General features: G+C 61.2%; 20 protein-coding genes and 2 pseudogenes. 10 read left to right on the top strand and 12 right to left on the bottom strand.

All coding sequences use genetic code 11. From position 1 onward, the window contains the following. Positions 1-29 precede the first annotated feature (29 nt). On the top strand, positions 30-1,172 hold the full coding sequence (locus AC0L2P_RS12620; RefSeq protein WP_473501546.1) for a DegT/DnrJ/EryC1/StrS family aminotransferase: 1,143 nt from the start codon (positions 30-32) through the stop codon (positions 1,170-1,172). A gap of 248 nt (positions 1,173-1,420) precedes the next feature. On the opposite strand, the pseudogene AC0L2P_RS12615 reads toward AC0L2P_RS12620, so the two are convergent. Together AC0L2P_RS12615 and AC0L2P_RS12610 are read right to left on the bottom strand one after the other, a co-directional pair. After that, positions 1,421-1,823: pseudogene (locus AC0L2P_RS12615) on the bottom strand (type II toxin-antitoxin system VapC family toxin). Next, positions 1,820-2,053 (bottom strand): AbrB/MazE/SpoVT family DNA-binding domain-containing protein, encoded by a 234-nt coding sequence (locus AC0L2P_RS12610; protein WP_292653638.1) that lies wholly within the window; start codon positions 2,051-2,053, stop codon positions 1,820-1,822. The pseudogene AC0L2P_RS12615 and the gene AC0L2P_RS12610 overlap by 4 nt, the downstream one beginning before the upstream one ends. Before the next feature lie 240 nt (positions 2,054-2,293). Between AC0L2P_RS12610 and AC0L2P_RS12605 the strand changes: the two genes are divergently transcribed. After that, entirely contained in the window at positions 2,294-3,313 is a 1,020-nt protein-coding gene (locus AC0L2P_RS12605) for an LLM class flavin-dependent oxidoreductase (RefSeq protein ID WP_473501545.1), read from the top strand. Positions 3,314-3,364: 51 nt separating this feature from the next. Here AC0L2P_RS12605 and AC0L2P_RS12600 read toward each other — a convergent pair whose 3' ends face one another. The 3 genes from AC0L2P_RS12600 to AC0L2P_RS12590 form a co-directional block, all read right to left on the bottom strand. After that, positions 3,365-3,847, bottom strand: coding sequence for an RES family NAD+ phosphorylase (locus tag AC0L2P_RS12600; RefSeq protein ID WP_473501544.1), 483 nt, complete (start codon positions 3,845-3,847; stop codon positions 3,365-3,367). Further along, positions 3,844-4,278 carry an antitoxin Xre-like helix-turn-helix domain-containing protein gene (locus AC0L2P_RS12595; RefSeq protein ID WP_473501596.1) on the bottom strand — a complete coding sequence of 145 codons (435 nt, stop codon included), beginning with the start codon at positions 4,276-4,278 and terminating at the stop codon, positions 3,844-3,846. The genes AC0L2P_RS12600 and AC0L2P_RS12595 overlap by 4 nt, the downstream gene beginning before the upstream one ends. Positions 4,279-4,347: 69 nt before the next feature. Continuing rightward, positions 4,348-4,974 (bottom strand): CDP-alcohol phosphatidyltransferase family protein, encoded by a 627-nt coding sequence (locus AC0L2P_RS12590; protein WP_473501542.1) that lies wholly within the window; start codon positions 4,972-4,974, stop codon positions 4,348-4,350. Between the two features lie 270 nt (positions 4,975-5,244). Here AC0L2P_RS12590 and AC0L2P_RS12585 point away from each other — a divergent pair, with 270 nt between their 5' ends. Beyond that, the gene (locus AC0L2P_RS12585) at positions 5,245-5,718 is read left to right on the top strand and encodes a phosphatidylglycerophosphatase A family protein (RefSeq protein ID WP_473501541.1); all 474 of its coding nucleotides are present in this window, start codon (positions 5,245-5,247) and stop codon (positions 5,716-5,718) included. Between the two features lie 185 nt (positions 5,719-5,903). Here the strand turns inward: AC0L2P_RS12585 and AC0L2P_RS12580 are convergent, their stop codons facing one another. Together AC0L2P_RS12580 and AC0L2P_RS12575 are read right to left on the bottom strand one after the other, a co-directional pair. Then, positions 5,904-6,209 (bottom strand): aromatic-ring hydroxylase C-terminal domain-containing protein, encoded by a 306-nt coding sequence (locus tag AC0L2P_RS12580; protein ID WP_473501540.1) that lies wholly within the window; start codon positions 6,207-6,209, stop codon positions 5,904-5,906. Beyond that, positions 6,172-7,506 carry an FAD-dependent monooxygenase gene (locus AC0L2P_RS12575; RefSeq protein WP_473501538.1) on the bottom strand — a complete coding sequence of 445 codons (1,335 nt, stop codon included), beginning with the start codon at positions 7,504-7,506 and terminating at the stop codon, positions 6,172-6,174. The genes AC0L2P_RS12580 and AC0L2P_RS12575 overlap by 38 nt, the downstream gene beginning before the upstream one ends. Positions 7,507-7,603: 97 nt before the next feature. Here AC0L2P_RS12575 and AC0L2P_RS12570 point away from each other — a divergent pair, with 97 nt between their 5' ends. Beyond that, on the top strand, positions 7,604-8,047 hold the full coding sequence (locus AC0L2P_RS12570; protein WP_473501537.1) for a MarR family winged helix-turn-helix transcriptional regulator: 444 nt from the start codon (positions 7,604-7,606) through the stop codon (positions 8,045-8,047). Positions 8,048-8,172: 125 nt separating this feature from the next. Here AC0L2P_RS12570 and AC0L2P_RS12565 read toward each other — a convergent pair whose 3' ends face one another. After that, positions 8,173-8,319 carry a hypothetical protein gene (locus AC0L2P_RS12565; RefSeq protein WP_473501536.1) on the bottom strand — a complete coding sequence of 49 codons (147 nt, stop codon included), beginning with the start codon at positions 8,317-8,319 and terminating at the stop codon, positions 8,173-8,175. A gap of 46 nt (positions 8,320-8,365) precedes the next feature. Then, a complete protein-coding gene (locus tag AC0L2P_RS12560) occupies positions 8,366-9,763 on the bottom strand; it encodes a Do family serine endopeptidase (RefSeq protein ID WP_473501535.1) in 1,398 nt (465 codons plus the stop codon). Between the two features lie 235 nt (positions 9,764-9,998). Here AC0L2P_RS12560 and AC0L2P_RS12555 point away from each other — a divergent pair, with 235 nt between their 5' ends. The 6 genes and pseudogenes from AC0L2P_RS12555 to AC0L2P_RS12530 all read left to right on the top strand — a co-directional run bounded on the left by AC0L2P_RS12555 (position 9,999) and on the right by AC0L2P_RS12530 (position 13,176). Next, on the top strand, positions 9,999-10,535 hold the full coding sequence (locus AC0L2P_RS12555; protein WP_473501534.1) for a hypothetical protein: 537 nt from the start codon (positions 9,999-10,001) through the stop codon (positions 10,533-10,535). A gap of 67 nt (positions 10,536-10,602) precedes the next feature. Then, positions 10,603-11,073, top strand: a complete 471-nt coding sequence (locus AC0L2P_RS12550) for an Hsp20 family protein (RefSeq protein ID WP_473501533.1) — start codon at positions 10,603-10,605, stop codon at positions 11,071-11,073. A 70-nt stretch (positions 11,074-11,143) separates the two neighbouring features. Then, the gene (locus AC0L2P_RS12545) at positions 11,144-11,641 is read left to right on the top strand and encodes an Hsp20/alpha crystallin family protein (RefSeq protein ID WP_473501531.1); all 498 of its coding nucleotides are present in this window, start codon (positions 11,144-11,146) and stop codon (positions 11,639-11,641) included. A 68-nt stretch (positions 11,642-11,709) separates the two neighbouring features. After that, on the top strand, positions 11,710-12,459 hold the full coding sequence (locus tag AC0L2P_RS12540) for an NADH dehydrogenase ubiquinone Fe-S protein 4 (RefSeq protein ID WP_473501530.1): 750 nt from the start codon (positions 11,710-11,712) through the stop codon (positions 12,457-12,459). Positions 12,460-12,468: 9 nt separating this feature from the next. After that, the gene (rpoZ, locus tag AC0L2P_RS12535) at positions 12,469-12,786 is read left to right on the top strand and encodes a DNA-directed RNA polymerase subunit omega (RefSeq protein ID WP_473501529.1); all 318 of its coding nucleotides are present in this window, start codon (positions 12,469-12,471) and stop codon (positions 12,784-12,786) included. Between the two features lie 25 nt (positions 12,787-12,811). After that, positions 12,812-13,176: pseudogene (locus AC0L2P_RS12530) on the top strand (SPW repeat protein). Between the two features lie 118 nt (positions 13,177-13,294). On the opposite strand, the gene AC0L2P_RS12525 reads toward AC0L2P_RS12530, so the two are convergent. Genes AC0L2P_RS12525 through AC0L2P_RS12515 form a run of 3 tightly spaced genes read right to left on the bottom strand, consistent with a single transcriptional unit; the run spans position 13,295 to position 16,318 of the window. Next, positions 13,295-14,437: a two-component system sensor histidine kinase NtrB gene (locus tag AC0L2P_RS12525; protein ID WP_473501527.1), complete on the bottom strand. Its 1,143-nt coding sequence runs from the start codon at positions 14,435-14,437 to the stop codon at positions 13,295-13,297. Between the two features lie 11 nt (positions 14,438-14,448). After that, positions 14,449-15,936, bottom strand: a complete 1,488-nt coding sequence (kaiC, locus tag AC0L2P_RS12520; RefSeq protein ID WP_473501526.1) for a circadian clock protein KaiC — start codon at positions 15,934-15,936, stop codon at positions 14,449-14,451. After that, complete coding sequence (locus tag AC0L2P_RS12515) at positions 15,923-16,318, bottom strand: circadian clock KaiB family protein (protein ID WP_473501525.1); 396 nt, start codon at positions 16,316-16,318, stop codon at positions 15,923-15,925. The genes kaiC and AC0L2P_RS12515 overlap by 14 nt, the downstream gene beginning before the upstream one ends. Positions 16,319-16,407: the final 89 nt, after the last annotated feature.

The following is a 16,407-nucleotide window of genomic DNA, read 5'->3' as shown; positions in this document are numbered from 1 at the left end:
TTATCTCGCTAAAACCGTTTGAGGCCGACATGCAGTTCATCGATCTTGGCGCGCAGCGCGAACGCATCCGCGACAGGCTGAAAGCGGCAATCGACCGGGTTGTCGATGAGGGCCGCTATATTCTCGGACCTCAGGTCACCGAATTCGAAAACAAGCTCGCCGCCTATATCGGCACCAAGCATGTGGTCGCTTGCGCCAACGGTACCGATGCGCTGCTGCTGCCGCTGTTTGCCGCCGACATCGGCCCGGGCGATGCGGTGTTCGTGCCAAGCTTCACTTTTGCCGCCACGGCCGAAGTGGTGGCGCTGACCAAGGCCGAACCGGTCTTCGTCGATGTCGATGCCGACAGCTACAATGTCGACATCGCCAGCCTCGAGGCGGCAATCGCCATGATTAAGGCGGAGGGCCGGCTGAGACCGAAGGCAATCATTCCCGTCGACCTGTTCGGCCTCGCCGCTGATTACGAGGCGATCATGGCCATCGCCGATCGCGAAGGCCTGATGGTCATCGAGGATGCGGCGCAGGCGACCGGCGGCTCGGCCGACGGCAAGATGTGCGGCTCGTTCGGCACCGTCGGCTCGACCAGCTTCTATCCGGCAAAGCCGCTCGGCTGCTATGGCGATGGCGGCGCGATGTTCACCAATGACGATGCGCTGGCCGAACAGCTGCGCTCGTTTGCTTTTCATGGCAAGGGCGAAACGCAGTACGACAATGTCCGCGTCGGCATCAACTCGCGGCTCGACACGCTGCAGGCGGCGATCCTGATCGAGAAGCTGGCCATCCTCGAGGACGAGATGGTGGCGCGGCAAGCGGTCGCCACTCGCTATGCCGAAGGTCTAGGCGATGTCGTCAAGGCGGCGCGCAATCTGGGCGCGGGCCGCTCGGCCTGGGCGCAATACGCCATCGAAACGCCGAAACGTGACGGGCTCAAGGCACATCTCGGTGAAAAGGGCATTCCGTCGGTCATCTATTATGTGAAACCGCTGCACAGCCAGATTGCCTATCGCGATTATCCGCGCACGCCGACCGGCCTTGCCGTTTCGGAAGAGCTGCCGAAGCGCATCCTGTGCCTGCCGATGCATCCCTATCTGAGCGAGGCCGACCAGGACCGGATCATCGAAACGATCCGTAACTATATCGGCTCGAATTCGGCGCATGTAGCGGCGGCATAAATTCGAAAGTTTCGAAGCGTGGTCGCGGATTACATCGACGAGTTCATCATGTTCTGCGCCGGGTTGTGGATGGCTGGCGTCGGCTTCGGATTTTTCCCGGACCCCTCTCAAGCTCGCCCCGGCCAACAGCAGGCATGATGGACCAACTTTGGAAGCCATTCTAAATGGATGGGGCCGCTGTTGATCCTCGTCGCGATAGTCCTCGCGTTCGCGGCACCTTCCTAGCGGACCCTTATTCGGCGGGCTATTCACGAGTTCGGTGCGATCAGCTTGAGCGATGGAAGAGGTACGATAGCGACCAACATCGCGAGTGAGCAGCGGCAGCCCATTGACGGCGGCGTGGGCGCCGATGAAAAAATCGGGCAGCACGCCGGAGCGCAATCCGCCCGATCTCCTGTATTGGGTAAAGACCTTCCCCGCGAGGAACAGTGCTGCCCGTGGCATCGAAGCGATTTCGAGACCAGCCTTGTCAAGAAACGCGTCGAGATCCTCGATGCGCCCGTATCGGACGGCCAACTCGGCGTAAACAGCATCGTTGATCAACAGCGGCCCATTCAGGCTTTGCGCCTCAAGCTGGGCGATCGACCAATCCGCCCAGCTCGGATCATTGGTGACAAGATCGAGCAGAACGTTGGTGTCGACCAGCGTCACACGTCGCCACGCGTCAGTGCCATGATCGCGTCGGTATCGAGACCCTTGCCGGCATGGCCCCGCAATTTCGCGAAACGGCTCGCGGGCTGCTTCTTGTCACTGCGCGTAATCACGACATTGCCGTCATCGGCGCGGCGGAAGTCGACTCTGCTGCCCGGGACGATCCCAAGCAGTTCGCGGACCGGCTTTGGAATGGTCACCTGTCCCTTGGCAGTGACTTTGGTGGTCATGTTCGAACCTCGGTAATAGCAATAATCAACAAGGTATTACCTGTCGTCTTGGATTTCAACCGCTGGACCCGTATCCATCCGTCATTTTGCGGTCGCACATTGGCCTTCTGCACCCCTGGCCCCCTCTCCCAAATCGGCCGGAGCGGCTTTGAAGATTGCCGTCAGGGGAGAATTTTTGGGATGCTTTGCTCTAAGCCGAAGCATAGTCTGCGCCTGTCTTCCCTCTAGGCTGGCTGTTTCATGAAGAAGATTGGTTTCCTCTCGTTCGGGCACTGGACGCCCTCGCCGCAATCGCAGACGCGGACCGCATCCGATGCGCTTTTGCAGTCCATCGAGCTGGCCGTCGCGGCCGAGGAGCTAGGTGCGGACGGCGCCTATTTCCGCGTGCATCACTTCGCGCGCCAGCTCGCCTCGCCCTTCCCGCTGCTGGCAGCGGTTGCGGCGAAGACCAGCCGAATTGAGATCGGCACGGCGGTGATCGACATGCGTTACGAGAACCCGCTCTATATGGCCGAGGACGCCGGCGCCGCCGATCTAATCGCCGGAGGGCGTCTGCAGCTGGGCATCAGCCGCGGCTCGCCGGAGCAGGTGATCGAGGGATGGCGCTACTTCGGCTACGCCCCGCAAGAGGGCGAGAGCGATGCCGACATGGCCCGCAGACACACCGGAGTGCTGCTCGAAGTGTTGCTGGGCAAAGGCTTTGCGCAGCCCAACCCGCGGCCGATGTTTCCCAACCCGCCTGGCCTGCTTCGCGTCGAGCCGCACTCGGAGGGCCTGCGCGGGCGCATCTGGTGGGGCGCCGCCACAAACGCCACCGCAGAATGGGCTGCGAAATTGGGGATGAACCTGCAGAGCTCCACGCTAAAATTCGACGAAGGCGGAAAGCCGTTTCACATCCAGCAGGCCGAACAGATCCGGGCTTTTCGTGAGGCCTGGAAGGCGGCCGGGCATACGCGCGAGCCGCGGGTGTCGGTCAGCCGGAGCATTTTTGGTCTGGTCGACGATCGCGACCGGGCATATTTCGGCGGCAACCAAAGCGGAGATCAGTTCGGTTACATCGAGGCGGACAGACGCGCCGTGTTCGGCCGCTCCTATGCCGCCGAACCGGACGTCCTGATCGAGCAACTAAAGGGCGACGAAGCCGTCGCCGAGGCCGATACGCTGCTGCTTACCGTCCCCAACCAGCTCGGCGTCGATTACAATGCCCACGTCATCGAGACGATCCTGACCCATGTCGCCCCTGGCTTGGGCTGGCGCTGACGAGTTTGAGCAATCGACGCAGCAGGCAGGAACCTACCCCTCCTGACCAGCTCAGGAGCCGAACAGGCGACTGTCCCAATATACGGGTTGATGCAGGCTGGCTGTGATCGAGACAAACTCCGGATGGGCCGGATTGATCAACACGTTGTTGTCGAGGCGAGCCACGACGCTTGGCACGATCAAGATCGCGCTGCGGCGCTCGACATACCACGTCTCGCCGAATTCCTTGCTCACCTTTGCCGGCATCATGTCCCACCCCGGCAGCGACGGCTGCGAAAATATCTCGTAGCTTAGCCCGCGCGGAACCATGATCTGGACGTAGTGCTGGTTGGGCGCCAGTCTCCCGCTGCCGTGCACCAGCTTTTCCAGCAACGCTGTCGAATAGTGCTCGCTGGTGTATATCACCGGGCTGCCAGGCGTGTTCCAGCGGCCGGGCGCGATCGTCGAGCCCGTTGCGTCAAAGATCGGATAGACGCCGGCAGGATCGCCGATCCTGAAGCACAGCAGCGTCCGATCGAGTATCTGCGCCGTCAAGCGGCAGTGCCGTATTTCAGGCCTGCAAGGATATCGATCACCAGCTCGGCGCCGATCTCGTTTTGGATGACCATTTCGATCGGGCGCCGGTCTTCCAGCATGGGATGAGGTCGAAATAGAAATTCACGAGCCTCATCTTCGATCTTCCAGACGTCGAGGGCCAAGTCCCATACACGAGCCACCCGTGCCACCCGCATGCCCTCTTCCGAAGACAGTCGAAGAGCGCCCCTCTTGCGACGTTCATAGGTTGCCTTTGGAACGAGGCGGTATTTGAATTGGGCATCGGCCGGTGCCAGCAATTGTGAGACGCGTTCGAGCGCGCCGATGGGCAATCCGCCTTCAATTCGAGCCATCAGCCCGAATGGCGACCGTGCAGCCGTTTCCTTAGGCGACAGCCCCAGCACGTCGGCTATATTTCCAAATGCTAACATCTCGGCTTCCCATTCATGTGAAGCATTATGTAGCCTCACATGAGGCTGAGCGCAAGCGTTCTTGCGGTCTCACGGCTGCTTCCCGTCGGCTCGTTTCAGCATCGCGAATGCGCGACTGATCCGTTGCAGCGCTGTGGCGTTGGCCAGCACTGCGTACAGCCCGAACCCACCCGCCAGAATCCAGGGCGAAGCCGCGCCTATGGCGGTCGCGACTCCGTCCGCCGCGAGCAGCACGCAAATGAACACCAGACGTTCCATCCGCTCGAAGAAATCCGGCCAACCATGGTTTTCTACGGGAATTTCCAGCGCCGTCCGTGCCTTGGCGTAACTCGTGAGTATCCCGCCGGCGAACGCGAACATTGCGATCGCCCACAGATCGGCGACCCAGCCGATAGCCGCAAAGACAGCCAATTCCTGATAACGGTCGACGAGGGCATCGAAATAGCCACCAGCCTTGGTGCTCATGTTTGTCCGGCGGGCGACCGCACCGTCCAGCGCATCGAAGGTGAAAGCAAACGCCAGGCAAAGGCCAAAGACAAGGCTTGAATGGTGGTAGACGTAGGCCGCCGAGGACAAAGCGACGAGCACGAGTCCGCTGGCCGTAACCTGGTTCGGCGTCATGCCGATCCCGATCAGGGGAGAAGCGGCCTGCTCCCATAGTGGGTCGATGCGACTTTTCATGAGACCGGCGATCATGGCGGCTCCTCTGATGATGGCGTTTCACCGAGGTTTACCAGCAATTTGCGCGTTTGTTCCACCGTCGCGACCGTTCCAATTGGTCAAAGCGGGCCGAGACCGGCCTCAGCAACATTCTCAACTCGCCGCAACAGCGATTTCTTTTGGCGAATGCGGCCGGCGGATCAAGGTGCTCGCCAAGCTGACGGAGCAAATCGGCCGGTCTGGCGGTCGCACCCGAACGATGTGACTATGACTGCTCGCCCTCCGTCGGAAGCCGGCCGAAACTCGATGCATAAATTTCTGCCCAAGTTTGCCTATCTGCTCGCGACCTCTGTCGGCGCGGGATTATCTCCAATATGGCCGGGCACGGCCGGCGCAGTGGTTGGAGTGGCTGTTGCGGCAGCTCTGATAACTGCATCGCCTTGGCTGACCGTGCTTGCGTATGCGGCCCTGTTCGTCGTCGGCGTATGGGCGTCATCGCATGTCATCTCCCGTACCGGGACGGAGGACCCGCAGATCGTCGTCATCGATGAGACCTTCGGCGCCGCCGTGACACTTTCCATGTTGCCACTCGACCCACTCTGGTGGGCAGCAGGCTTCCTTGCTTTCCGGTTTTTCGACGTCGTCAAGCCTTGGCCCATCCGTGTCATGCATGACAAGGTAAGGGGTGGGGCCGGCATCATGCTGGACGATGCTGCCGCGGCTATCGTCGCTGGGCTGTTGCTGCTCCTGCTGAACGGTTTGACTGACCATTTACGATAACAGCGACATTCGGTCTGCCAAGGCCAACTGATCTATCGGAGTTTAGCGCCACAAGGAGAACCGGACCATGCGAAGCTACAGGATCGCCGCAGGAGATGGGATCGGCAAGGAAGTCGTAGCCGCCGGCCTCCGTGCGCTGGCCACGTGCGCCCTAGGCATCGGAACGCAGGAGGCATCCGCGCCGCTCACGGATGGTATTCGTGTGCCCGCGCGCGGAAACCGAACCCGTCAAGTGTTTCGGTCAGCACCTGTACGGGATCAGGCACACCGTGCGTTGACCGCCACGCGACGAAGCCGTCCGGCCTGACCAAGACAGCACCGCCGCTTTCAACCTCAAGCGCGGAAGGCCACCGATGGTCCAAGTCAATCAGATCCCCATTGGCACCCAAGGCGTGGCAGGTCAGCGTCATTCCGAGGCGCTGGCTTACGGCGTCAGCGGCCTGACACCATGCTTCATCGGCGCAGAGGAGAAGAAGGTCGCGATCGCACAAATCGAGACTCGAAATCCGCTGACCCGGCGCACTCGACCGCGAAATGCGGTAAACGCGTGCCGGGGCGGCCCGACAGCTCCGTGGATTTTTGGAACGGGTGATGGTCCGGCGTGGATTCCGGAGCCACGATGCCTGCAGTGTAGCGTTGGCCAAATACCACGTCGTAATCCTCGACGATCGCAACAGGAGGAGGCAACCGCTTCGACGGATCGTCGAACCATTTCTGCAGGCGGGCGAGCGCTTGCGCCAAAGTAGCCTCTATAACCGGCCGGCGCTCCATGTCATAGCTATCCAGCAACGAGGGATCGGCATGCCCGCGTGCTACCATCGCAAGCTTCCAGGCAAGGTTATGGGCGTCGTGGATACCTGAATTGCCACCGAAAGCGCCTGTTGGGGGCATCACATGTGCGGCATCCCCCACAAGAAACGCGCGGCCTCGGCGGAATTGGCGCGCAGTCAACGCGGCCACCTCCCAGGAGCGCGCATCGACAAGCCTCGTCGTGATGTCCGACCGGCCCGCACCTCGTATGATCAGTTCCCTGCACTTGGCTTCGTCGAAATCTTCGAGTTTCTCGCCCTTTTCGGGAAAGTACTGGAGCGCCAGAAGCCATCGTCCACCCTCCCTGGGCGTGAAGGTCCCGTTGAGGTCCGTCACGAAGCACGACGTGAAGCGCTTGCCGCCTATCGTTGGAGGCATATCTGTGTCGAAGATGACATTCATCCAATGCTGAAGGCCGCCTGCCCCGCTGCGGCTGATCTCCAGCCTCTCTCGCAGCGAACCGTTCGCACCGTCGGCGACGACCAGATAGTCGGCTGAGATGGCGTCCTTTGCGCCGGTCGCGATATCGCGAATTTCCGCGCGGACGACGGTCTCGTCCTGATCGAAAGTCACCAGCTCCGTGCTGAAACGCACGTCTGCACCGTTCCGCTCGGCGTAGCGGCGCAGAATCGGTTCCAGGACGTGCTGATCACACGTCGCCGGTTGCGTGGGACTGAGGGCACTTGCATCCGGCCACGCCGGTCCGCCCCATTGAACCTGCGGATCGGCGAGATTCCTGGCGCGCGCAATAGCGCCTGCCTGCTGGTCCCCCGTCCGATTTGCACGAATCTCATCCTCGAGGCCGAGGCTCCGGAAGACCTCCATGCTGCGCGGGGAAATGCCGGCAAATTTGTACTGGATTGACGTGTCGCGATGGCGCTCGACGAGGACGCACGCAATGTCGTTGTGAGCCAATAGGGCAGCCGCCGTCAGACCGTTCAGGCCGCCTCCGACGACGAGAACCGTGGTGTTGGTCATCTCGGATCTCCTCTCATTGCTTTGATCAACAAAATATTTTGATTGATAAACTCATATGATTGGTCCAAGTATGTGTCAAGACACGAAGGAGCGTGGAATGGGACCGGGCAAAGATCGCTTGCAGCACGCCGCCGAGGCCTGGCGCCTGATGTTTGATTTCCTGATGCGGTCCGCGCCGGACCGGTTGGCGATCCAGCAGAAATTGGGCCTGACGCCCAACGACTCGCGCGCCCTCTTCACCCTCGACAAAGATGCGGGCAAGCCGATCGGCGCATTGGCCGCTCAATGGCACTGCGACCCTTCGACGGCGACCTGGCTGGTCGACCGGTTGGAGCAGGCGGGGCTCGCCGAGCGGGTTCCGTCGCCAAGGGATCGCCGTGTCAAACTTGTCAAGCTTACGACCAAGGGTGCTGCAACCATTGAGGAATTGACAAGGGAATATCACAAGCCCCCTGCCGAGATGCTTGCGCTTACACGTGCGGATCTGGATCAGCTGATCGACCTGGTCAGAAAGTTACAGGCTGGCAAGTCCGAAGGTTGATTACGTTCCCCCGAAGGCTCCTTGAGGGGTGTCCCGTGACTTCTTGCAGCGAAGGCCGCGACTGAAACAATGGTATAGATTCTTCGTGGAACGCCCTTCAATGCGTGCCACACCCTATGGCGGCGTCACGCGAGATTGATATCGATCGCCAGGCTTTCGATCCAGCATGCGTCGGTCATCGGCCAGGCATTCTCGCGCCATTTGGCTGGTCGCCCTCGATGATGGTGCGCGCGACCGGTAATCTTGCAGCGGGCAGCCGTGACGGTGGCCATCAAGGCCATTTCGTCGTCTGTGCGCCTAATCTAACGCGGTGCCGCGTCAGGAGGCGGCCACCGCGACGAAAAGCGATTGTCCCTGCCTTTCGATGCGGAACAAGATGGGCTTTTTCTGCTGACGGGATTTCGTCCACTCTTGCTGAACATCCGATGGCTGCGTCACGTTGCGGTTGTTGGCCGAGACGATGACGTCGCCAGGCCGAAGGCCGTTCTCGGCGGCGAGGCTATTTGGCGCCACTTCCTGGATAAACACGCCGGTGCTACCCGGCGGGAGACCGAGTTGCTGGCGCGCTTCGTCCGGAATGGGGCTGAGCGACAGTCCGAGGCGTTGGTCCGCGGCTTCCGGACTCGGAACGGCACCGGTCTGTACCTCCTCGTCCTTGCGTTGGCCGACGGTCAGCTCCACCTCCTGCTGGGAGCCGCCGCGGTTCCTTGTCAGCGTCGCCTTCGATCCTGGCTTTTCGTTCGCTGCCGCCAGCGTCAAGTCATGGACGCCCTGGATGTCCTTGCCGTTGAACCGGGTGATCACATCGCCCGATTGCAAACCTGCCTTCTCCGCCGGACTGCCGGGCTCGACCGAGGCGACCAGCGCTCCCTTGATGCCCGATATTCCAAGCGCCTCGGCAAGCGACGGGGTCACCTCCTGGAGACGCACCCCGATGAAACCGCGCTCGATCCGGCCGGTGCGGATCAGCTGATCGGCGATGCTCCGTGCAGTTCGGGACGGCACCGCAAAGCCGATGCCGATGCTGCCGCCTGACGGCGAGACGATGGCCGTGTTGACGCCGATCACTTCGCCGCGCGCGTTAAACAGCGGGCCGCCGGAATTGCCTCTATTGATCGAGGCGTCCGTCTGGAGGAAATCGTCGTAAGGGCCGGCCTGGATGTCGCGCGAGCGGGCCGACAGAACACCGACGGTAACGGTTCCCCCGAGCCCGAAGGGACTGCCAATCGCGATGGTCCAGGCACCCGGCTGCATTGCGTCAGAGTCACCCCAGGCCGTGGTCGTCATGTTGGGGCGTGGATCGATCTTCAGCACCGCGATGTCCGTTGCCGGATCGCGGCCCACCAGTCGCGCCGGCGAAGTCTCCTTGTCGGAGAATACGACATGGATTTCGGTGGAGTCGGCCACGACATGATTGTTGGTGACGATGTAGCCCTCGGGACTGATCACGAAGCCGGAGCCAAGAGCTTCTCGCACCTGCGGCTGGGCAGGCCCGCGGCTGTCGAAGGGATTGAGAAAATCGTCGAGCATCGTTTGGTCCTGGATGATCTGCCTGGTCGTGATCGCGACCACGGCCGGCAGCTTCTGACGCACGATTGCGCTGAAGTCGTTCGGGATTTCCTGTGCTGAAACGGGAGCAAAGCCGCCAGCCGAGAGCATCAAAACTCCTGCGACGAGGCCGATGCACAGTCGCTTCCTGGAGGAAATGTAAGACATGATTGGTTCTCCTGCCGACCGCCTTAGCGCTGCTATCCCAGACGCAAGAACTGAGATTCACGCCGATTGTTTCACCGGCTCGAAAAAATGTTGATGGCGGGCTGAACTGAGAAGATGTGGCCTTGCGGGGCCATTGAAATTTGGTCGAAACTCTCCAAAATTTCAGCTGGTGGAAATCGCGAGAACCACCAAAATGAGGTCAACAGAGGAGACTATTCGAAGCGGAGGACCATCGATGGAACGAACCATTTCGACGAGTTTTCCCCCGATCGGGCACGAAGGCCCTGATGTTTTTCTTGACCGGTTGCTCCATCCGGCACGGCATTTCGAGCGTCCCCAGGACGTGCTGGCCGACGTGACGCTGGACGCCCAGGAGAAGCGTGCGATCCTTTCGTCATGGGCATCGGATGCCTGTGCGGTGGAATCAGTGCCGGCGCTGCGTATGCCGCCGGGAGCCACCGAACCGGTCAGCTTCGACGCCATCATGGATGCGTTGCGCCAATTGGATCAATTGAGGAGCTTCCCGGCGCCGGTCGCGGTCGTGGGGTCGACAGCATCGCCGGTTTCACAGCATCGGTCGATTGACTTTGAGCGAAACGCCGCCCCTCGCCGAGGGACCGCTGGCGAGGAACTCGCCAGCGGCATTGCTGCTTCTCCCCGCCCATTCGTCTATATATCCGGATCTCGCCTGAAAATTTTCCTACCCCCTCTTGAACGCGTAAGACGCTGTTCTAGATCAATAATAGCCGGTCGCCAGATGGGGCCGGCGTAAGTCCAGGAGGCGTCAAGGCTCTCTTGGCGTCTTCTTGTATCCATGTTGCTCAAAGGAGGATGTGGCTATGAGGACAAACCTCGATTTTACCCCTCTGTTCCGGTCCAGCATCGGCTTCGATCGCATTTTCAACATGCTCGAAAATGCGAGCCGTGTCACTGCGATAGACAATTGGCCGCCCTACGACATCGCCAAGACTGGTGAGGACGACTATCGCATCACCATGGCGGTCGCCGGCTTCTCGCAGGATCAGTTGACCATCACTCATCAGCCTAACCTGCTGGTTGTGAGCGGGTCGCAATCTGGCGACGATAACGGCCAGTATCTCTATCGCGGCATTGCCGGGCGCGCCTTCGAGCGTCAGTTCGAACTGGCCGACCATGTGAAGGTCGTCGGCGCCAGCCTGGACAACGGGCTGCTGAATATCGATCTCAAGCGCGAGCTTCCCGAAGAGATGAAACCGCGCCGGATCGCCATCGCCGGCAGCACGGCAAAAGCAGCGCCGCGGCAGATCGAAGCCGAAAAGAACGCAGCCTGAAGTCAAATCAGAAGCGACAGGCACCGGCAATCGTCCGGTGCCGCACGGTTGAACGTGGAGGTGAATGAAGATGAACATGCGTGACCTTATCCCGTGGGGCCGCAACAACAACCAGGCCCCGAGCATCTATAGCGGTGGCGATCCCTTCCTTTCGCTTCACCGCGAGGTAAACAGGCTCTTTGACGATATGTTGAGGAGCTTCGAGACGCGCTTGCCTACTACCATGGGGCAGCTTTCGCCTTTCGATAGCGGCTGGCCGAAGGTGGAGATTTCGGAGTCGGACAATGAGCTTCGCGTCACCGCCGAGGTCCCCGGCATGGAAGAGAAGGACATCGAAGTCCTGCTCGACGAAGACGTGCTGACCCTGCGTGGCGAAAAGCGGTCGGAGACCGACGAGAAGGACTACTCCGAACGCTTCTACGGTCGCTTCGAGCGGCGCATACCCCTCGGCTACGAGGTCGAGGATGACAAGGTCAAGGCGTCCTTTGCCAATGGCGTCCTGACCCTGACGCTGCCGAAGAATCCGAACGCGCAGTCCAAGGTGAAGCGCATCCCGATCACGCACTGACGCATGGAGCAAGTCGGAGGCGGCAGCCGCTGCCTCCGGCGCATCCTTCGCCAAAATGGGAGGGATGAATGATGCAGAAGCAAGAAAGAGAAGTCACACCAGTCGTAGAAAATCTCGAACCGGCAAACGACAACCGCGGGCGAGCGCTGTCATTCGGTAGATCCGAGTTCCCGTATGATGCGGTGGCGCGGATCTACAAGCCTTGCCGCTCAGTCATGACCTCGGGCCGTGCGCGGCCGAAAGGCTGGCGTCTGGCGTTCCAGCGGCGTACTGCGCCGGTGATCGAACCGTTGATGGGCTACACCGGAAGCGGTGACACGCTGACCCAGGTCGAGCTCGATTTTCCGACGGTTCAGGCTGCCATCGACTATGCCGAACGCCAAGGGCTTGCCTACACGGTTCAAGGAAGCGCGGCGGCCGAAGAATCCGATGTCGGATCTTCACATACGGAACAGCGGCTGCAGGTCGGCGCAAACGTTGTCTGGAACCGCCTCCAGTGGGCCTTGCTGCAGAGCAGCTACGGCGGGGTTTCGCAGGCGCCGCATTATGGACCGGCGCTGACGGACCCGGAGGCGCTTTATGCATCGCCAATGGAAGTGGTCGTCGATCCTCTTCTGACAGCCGACGAGAAACGCGCCATCCTGCGCAACTGGGCGTGGAACGAGTATCTGGTAGATCTCGCGACGGCTGAGGGGATGCCTGAAAACGCGCGTCCGACGCGGCTCGACGAAGTGGAATTGGCACTGCTCGCACTGGAGCCAGCTACGGCAGCGAACTTGGCCGTTTCCATTCCTGAACAGAAGCAGAAGGCAATGTGAGGTGGCGTCATGGATCCGCTGATCGTGCTCGACTGTGAAAATACCGTGCCGAACCGTTTCGCACTGGCCGTCGCCGCGGCGGGACGGGCTCGTGCGCTCAGCCGGGGTGCCGAGCCTCGCCTGACCGACAAAGTGACGGCGCCCGTCGAACTTGCCCTGCGCGAGATCGCCGGCAACCGCTTCCAGCCCGACGAGGTCAAGCCCTTCGTTCTGGCCGGTTCGGTTCCGCGCGATGGCCGGGTTCGGCCCGGCCAACGAAGAAAGCTTCGCGGCGAAGGGCAATCCCTGGCCGCCGCACCCGCCTTCGCTCAGAGGGCGGTGCACTGACCATGTCAGGAAAGGAGGATGAACAATGGAGAAATGGCTGAAAACTGAAAATCGTCCGGTGATCGATATCGTCAATGTGATCGCCGGCATAGCGCTGGTACTGTCGCCTTGGTATCTCGGATTTGCGGCTGAAACCTATGCGGCCTGGAATGCCTGGATCGCCGGTGCGGTGATTGCCCTGATCGCCGTGGGTGCCCTGGTTGCTTTCCATGCCTACGAGGAATGGGCAAACCTGGTGGTTGGGCTGTGGACGCTGATCTCGCCTTGGGCCCTCGGTTTTTCGGCCCTGGCAACGGCCATGTGGGTACATGTGATCGTGGGTGTCATCGTGGCGGCCTTGGCTGCCGGAAGCCTCTGGTTCTTCGGCATCGTCCGCTTTCAACGGCCTGACCAGCATCTCCGGCGGGCCCGGGTTTCCGGGCCCGCTTTTTTCAAGCGCCATGGATGCGGTCTTCCATGGTAGACATTGCGGCCAGGCACATCGGCAGCCGAAGCCCAGGCCGCTTTTTCACCAACGTGTATTGAGCCGGATCTCGCTCTGCATTTGCAGCTCGTCATTTCCTGTGCTTGGCGCGCGGGGAAGAAAGAGATGAACGCTTGTTCCCTCGCCGACCGCACTCTCGATCCGAACATGCCCCCCGGACTGCTTGATGAAGCCGTAGACCTGGCTAAGCCCAAGTCCGGTTCCCCGGCCATCGGCCTTGGTGGTAAAGAACGGCTCGAACACCTGGGCCAGAACCTCCTTGCTCATCCCGCACCCCGTATCGCTGACCGTGACCCGAACGAAAGAGGCTCCCAGAGCGGGCGCGTCGTCGATGTCGCCGGGAGTATCGCTGGTCTCGATAGCCAGCATGCCCCTGCCAGCCATCGCGTCCTTGGCATTCACAGCCAGGTTCAGGATGGCAACGTCGAGCTGATTGGCGTCGACGACGACAGGGCCAAGTGCCGGATCCAGCTCAAGGCTGATGCGGATCCCGTTCCCCAGCGTCCGCTCCAACAGCATCGTGACGGCTTCGATTCGTCCATTCAGATCGATCGTCTCCGGATACAGCGACTGTCCGCGAGAGAACGCGAGCAATTGCTGCGTGAGCGCACCGCCGTTTTGCGTTCGTTTGAGCAACTCTTCGATCAGCACCGCCGTGTTCGGATTGGCAGGATCCTCGCGCAGCTGCTTCTGAAGCAGTCGCAGCCCCGATTCGAACACCGCGAGCAGATTGTTGATGTCGTGAACGATGCCGGCAGCGAGCCGGCCGATCGCTTCGAGCTTCTGCGATTGACGTCGACGCTCCTGCTGCGCGCGTTGCGCGGACACGTCGCGAAGGCTGGCAAGCAGCGCCGGCCTACCGTCCCAGCTAAGCTCAACCGTCCGCATTTCCACTTCGGCTGGTGCTCGATTGGGTCTGTGGACGGTGATTTCCGTGGTTTCACCCGATATGACCGGCCGCCCGAGGGGAATATGGACGAGATCGGCAGCCGGATAACCGAAGATCGCGGCGGCCGCCGGATTTGCATAAAGCACCGTTCCCGACAGATCGACGACGAGAACCCCGTCGGCCGTGGTTTCGATCAGCCGTCGAAAGTCGAGCTGGCTGATGCCCGTCAGACTTGCGTCGCCGTATTGGTCGGAGATTTCGGCTGCGCCGCGCGCCATCTCAACGCTCCTCACGCCGAGGACGCGGCGAAGTCGCCGAACACATCGGGTGCGCCGTCGAAGGGCTGACCGAGATGCATGCCGGCTCCGTCGATTGTGAACCGCCGAATCTGCTTGTCATGCTCGCTGCCGCGCATTTTCAGCACCATGATCCCGCGATGCATGAAATCCCCTTCCTGGATGTACCGCAACAGGATGATCGAGTCCGTGAGGGTTGAAATATGCTGTTCGCTGGCACTCTGGCCGCCGACGAGCGACTTGTTGGTGGCCGTGCAAAGGCCAGCGATCTCGTGTTTCTTGATGAAGGAAGTGAGACTGATCAGGAATTCCCGGAAGCCGTTCTCCGGCGCGATCCGTTCCAATGCCGACAGGCTGTCGATAGCGATCCGGTCAGGTTTGAACTCCTCAACGAGTTCGCGGACCATCAAGAGGTGGTCTGGCAGGTTCTGCGCTTCGGGGTAAATGCAAACGACCTTCAGCCGGCCATCCGCCTCCATGGCCTGGAAATCGACGCCCCAGCCGCGCGCATTGCGGAATAGCTGGCCGCGGCTCTCCTCGTAGCCCACCAGCAAGGCACGTTCGCCAGCCGCTGCGCCGCCTGCCAGAAAGTTTGTCACCAGCAGCGTCTTTCCGGTGCCCGTCGCACCGCTGACGAGGGTGACGCTGTCGCGGAAGAATCCACCGCCACACATCCTGTCGAGTTCCGGAGTGCCGCTCGTCACCCGTTTCGTGCTCGATTGCTGCTCGAGCCGCAATGAGGACAGCGGCACCGCCACTATGCCTTGCTTCACCACAAGCGTGATCGGCACCTCGCCCTCGACGTGGCGGCTGCCCCGCATTTTGAGAACTTCGATCGTGCGCCTGCGCCGCTCGCGGTCGAGCGCGTTGCGCAGGATCACGACATTGTCGGCAACGAACTCCTCGATTCGGTGGCGGGAGATCTCGCCATACTCGCTGTTGCGTTCGGCCGTCATCAGCACCGTCAAACCTTCCCTTTTTAGCGCTGTCGCGATGCGAAGGAGCTCCCGACGCACCGACGTCTGCTCCGCCACGAAGTGGTCGAAGAGCTGGGTGACGGAATCCAGCACGATGCGCTTCGCCGCGGCGTTTCGCGCAGCGTGCAGGACACGCGTCAGCAAGCCTGACAAATCGAAATTGCCGATAATCATCTGGTCGTGGTCACGCGGGCTGGCGTCGACGAAGACCAGCTTGTTGGTCTCCCGCCAACGGCGGATGTCCCAGCCGAAGCTGGCCATGTTGACCTCGATCTCGACCGGCGATTCCTCGAACGTGACGAAGACGCCGGGCTCGTCGAGCACGGTGATGCCGTGGGCCAGAAACTGCGTCGCAAATACAGTCTTGCCACTGCCGGGCGTGCCTCCGACGATAGTGGTGCGCCCGCGCGGCAGGCCGCCCATCACAAGATCGTCGAAAGCCTCGATACCGGTCCTGACGCGTTCGAGCACGGGATCGATGAGGATCTCTTCAGCTGTGGTCATAGCCACTGTCCTTCTTGCGATAACCGAAATAGTCGAGAACCTGAGCGATGTTGCTGATGTCGCCAATCAGCCGGCGTGGAGGGGTGGTTGACTCATCCGAGAGCGTCGGCGTCGCTAGAATGCCGGCCCTTTCCGCCTCTTCAGGATGCGCGAGGACGTCGACGACCTGGATTTCGATACTGCCGCCCAACTCCTCCACTATTTTCAGACGGCTTTCCAGCGCCCGACGGGCGCCCGGCGCATCGCCGGCGACATACAGGCGAAGCAGGCCGTTGGCCCCTGGATTGGACCGATGACTGACGCTCATGTTCACGCCTTGCTGCAGGGAGTTGCAGTTTTCGGCGTGCGCGAGCGCCACGCCACGGAATCCAGTCGCCGGCATTTTTCTTCCCTGAGCAGCCGTCGGTCTGCCTGGAAGCCGATGCACCCGCGGCTCGCGCTCGGTGAGGCCTGGATCAGCGCCCCTGTGCA

It is taken from the genome of Mesorhizobium sp. WSM4836, from assembly GCF_055811815.1.
Note: the sequence above shows the minus strand (reverse complement) of the source record. Positions and strands in the feature narration are given on the sequence as shown.

Bases quoted from the DNA above. Each gene is read 5' to 3' on its own strand.
- AC0L2P_RS12620 (WP_473501546.1), top strand. From the start codon at position 30: ATGCAGTTCATCGATCTTGGCGCGCAGCGCGAACGCATCCGCGACAGG.
- AC0L2P_RS12610 (WP_292653638.1), bottom strand. From the start codon at position 2,053: ATGACCACCAAAGTCACTGCCAAGGGACAGGTGACCATTCCAAAGCCG.
- AC0L2P_RS12605 (WP_473501545.1), top strand. From the start codon at position 2,294: ATGAAGAAGATTGGTTTCCTCTCGTTCGGGCACTGGACGCCCTCGCCG.
- AC0L2P_RS12595 (WP_473501596.1), bottom strand. From the start codon at position 4,278: ATGTTAGCATTTGGAAATATAGCCGACGTGCTGGGGCTGTCGCCTAAG.
- AC0L2P_RS12590 (WP_473501542.1), bottom strand. From the start codon at position 4,974: ATGATCGCCGGTCTCATGAAAAGTCGCATCGACCCACTATGGGAGCAG.
- AC0L2P_RS12585 (WP_473501541.1), top strand. From the start codon at position 5,245: ATGCATAAATTTCTGCCCAAGTTTGCCTATCTGCTCGCGACCTCTGTC.
- AC0L2P_RS12575 (WP_473501538.1), bottom strand. From the start codon at position 7,506: ATGACCAACACCACGGTTCTCGTCGTCGGAGGCGGCCTGAACGGTCTG.
- AC0L2P_RS12570 (WP_473501537.1), top strand. From the start codon at position 7,604: ATGGGACCGGGCAAAGATCGCTTGCAGCACGCCGCCGAGGCCTGGCGC.
- AC0L2P_RS12565 (WP_473501536.1), bottom strand. From the start codon at position 8,319: ATGGCCACCGTCACGGCTGCCCGCTGCAAGATTACCGGTCGCGCGCAC.
- AC0L2P_RS12560 (WP_473501535.1), bottom strand. From the start codon at position 9,763: ATGTCTTACATTTCCTCCAGGAAGCGACTGTGCATCGGCCTCGTCGCA.
- AC0L2P_RS12555 (WP_473501534.1), top strand. From the start codon at position 9,999: ATGGAACGAACCATTTCGACGAGTTTTCCCCCGATCGGGCACGAAGGC.
- AC0L2P_RS12550 (WP_473501533.1), top strand. From the start codon at position 10,603: ATGAGGACAAACCTCGATTTTACCCCTCTGTTCCGGTCCAGCATCGGC.
- AC0L2P_RS12545 (WP_473501531.1), top strand. From the start codon at position 11,144: ATGAACATGCGTGACCTTATCCCGTGGGGCCGCAACAACAACCAGGCC.
- AC0L2P_RS12540 (WP_473501530.1), top strand. From the start codon at position 11,710: ATGATGCAGAAGCAAGAAAGAGAAGTCACACCAGTCGTAGAAAATCTC.
- rpoZ (WP_473501529.1), top strand. From the start codon at position 12,469: ATGGATCCGCTGATCGTGCTCGACTGTGAAAATACCGTGCCGAACCGT.
- AC0L2P_RS12525 (WP_473501527.1), bottom strand. From the start codon at position 14,437: ATGGCGCGCGGCGCAGCCGAAATCTCCGACCAATACGGCGACGCAAGT.
- kaiC (WP_473501526.1), bottom strand. From the start codon at position 15,936: ATGACCACAGCTGAAGAGATCCTCATCGATCCCGTGCTCGAACGCGTC.
- AC0L2P_RS12515 (WP_473501525.1), bottom strand. From the start codon at position 16,318: ATGCCGGCGACTGGATTCCGTGGCGTGGCGCTCGCGCACGCCGAAAAC.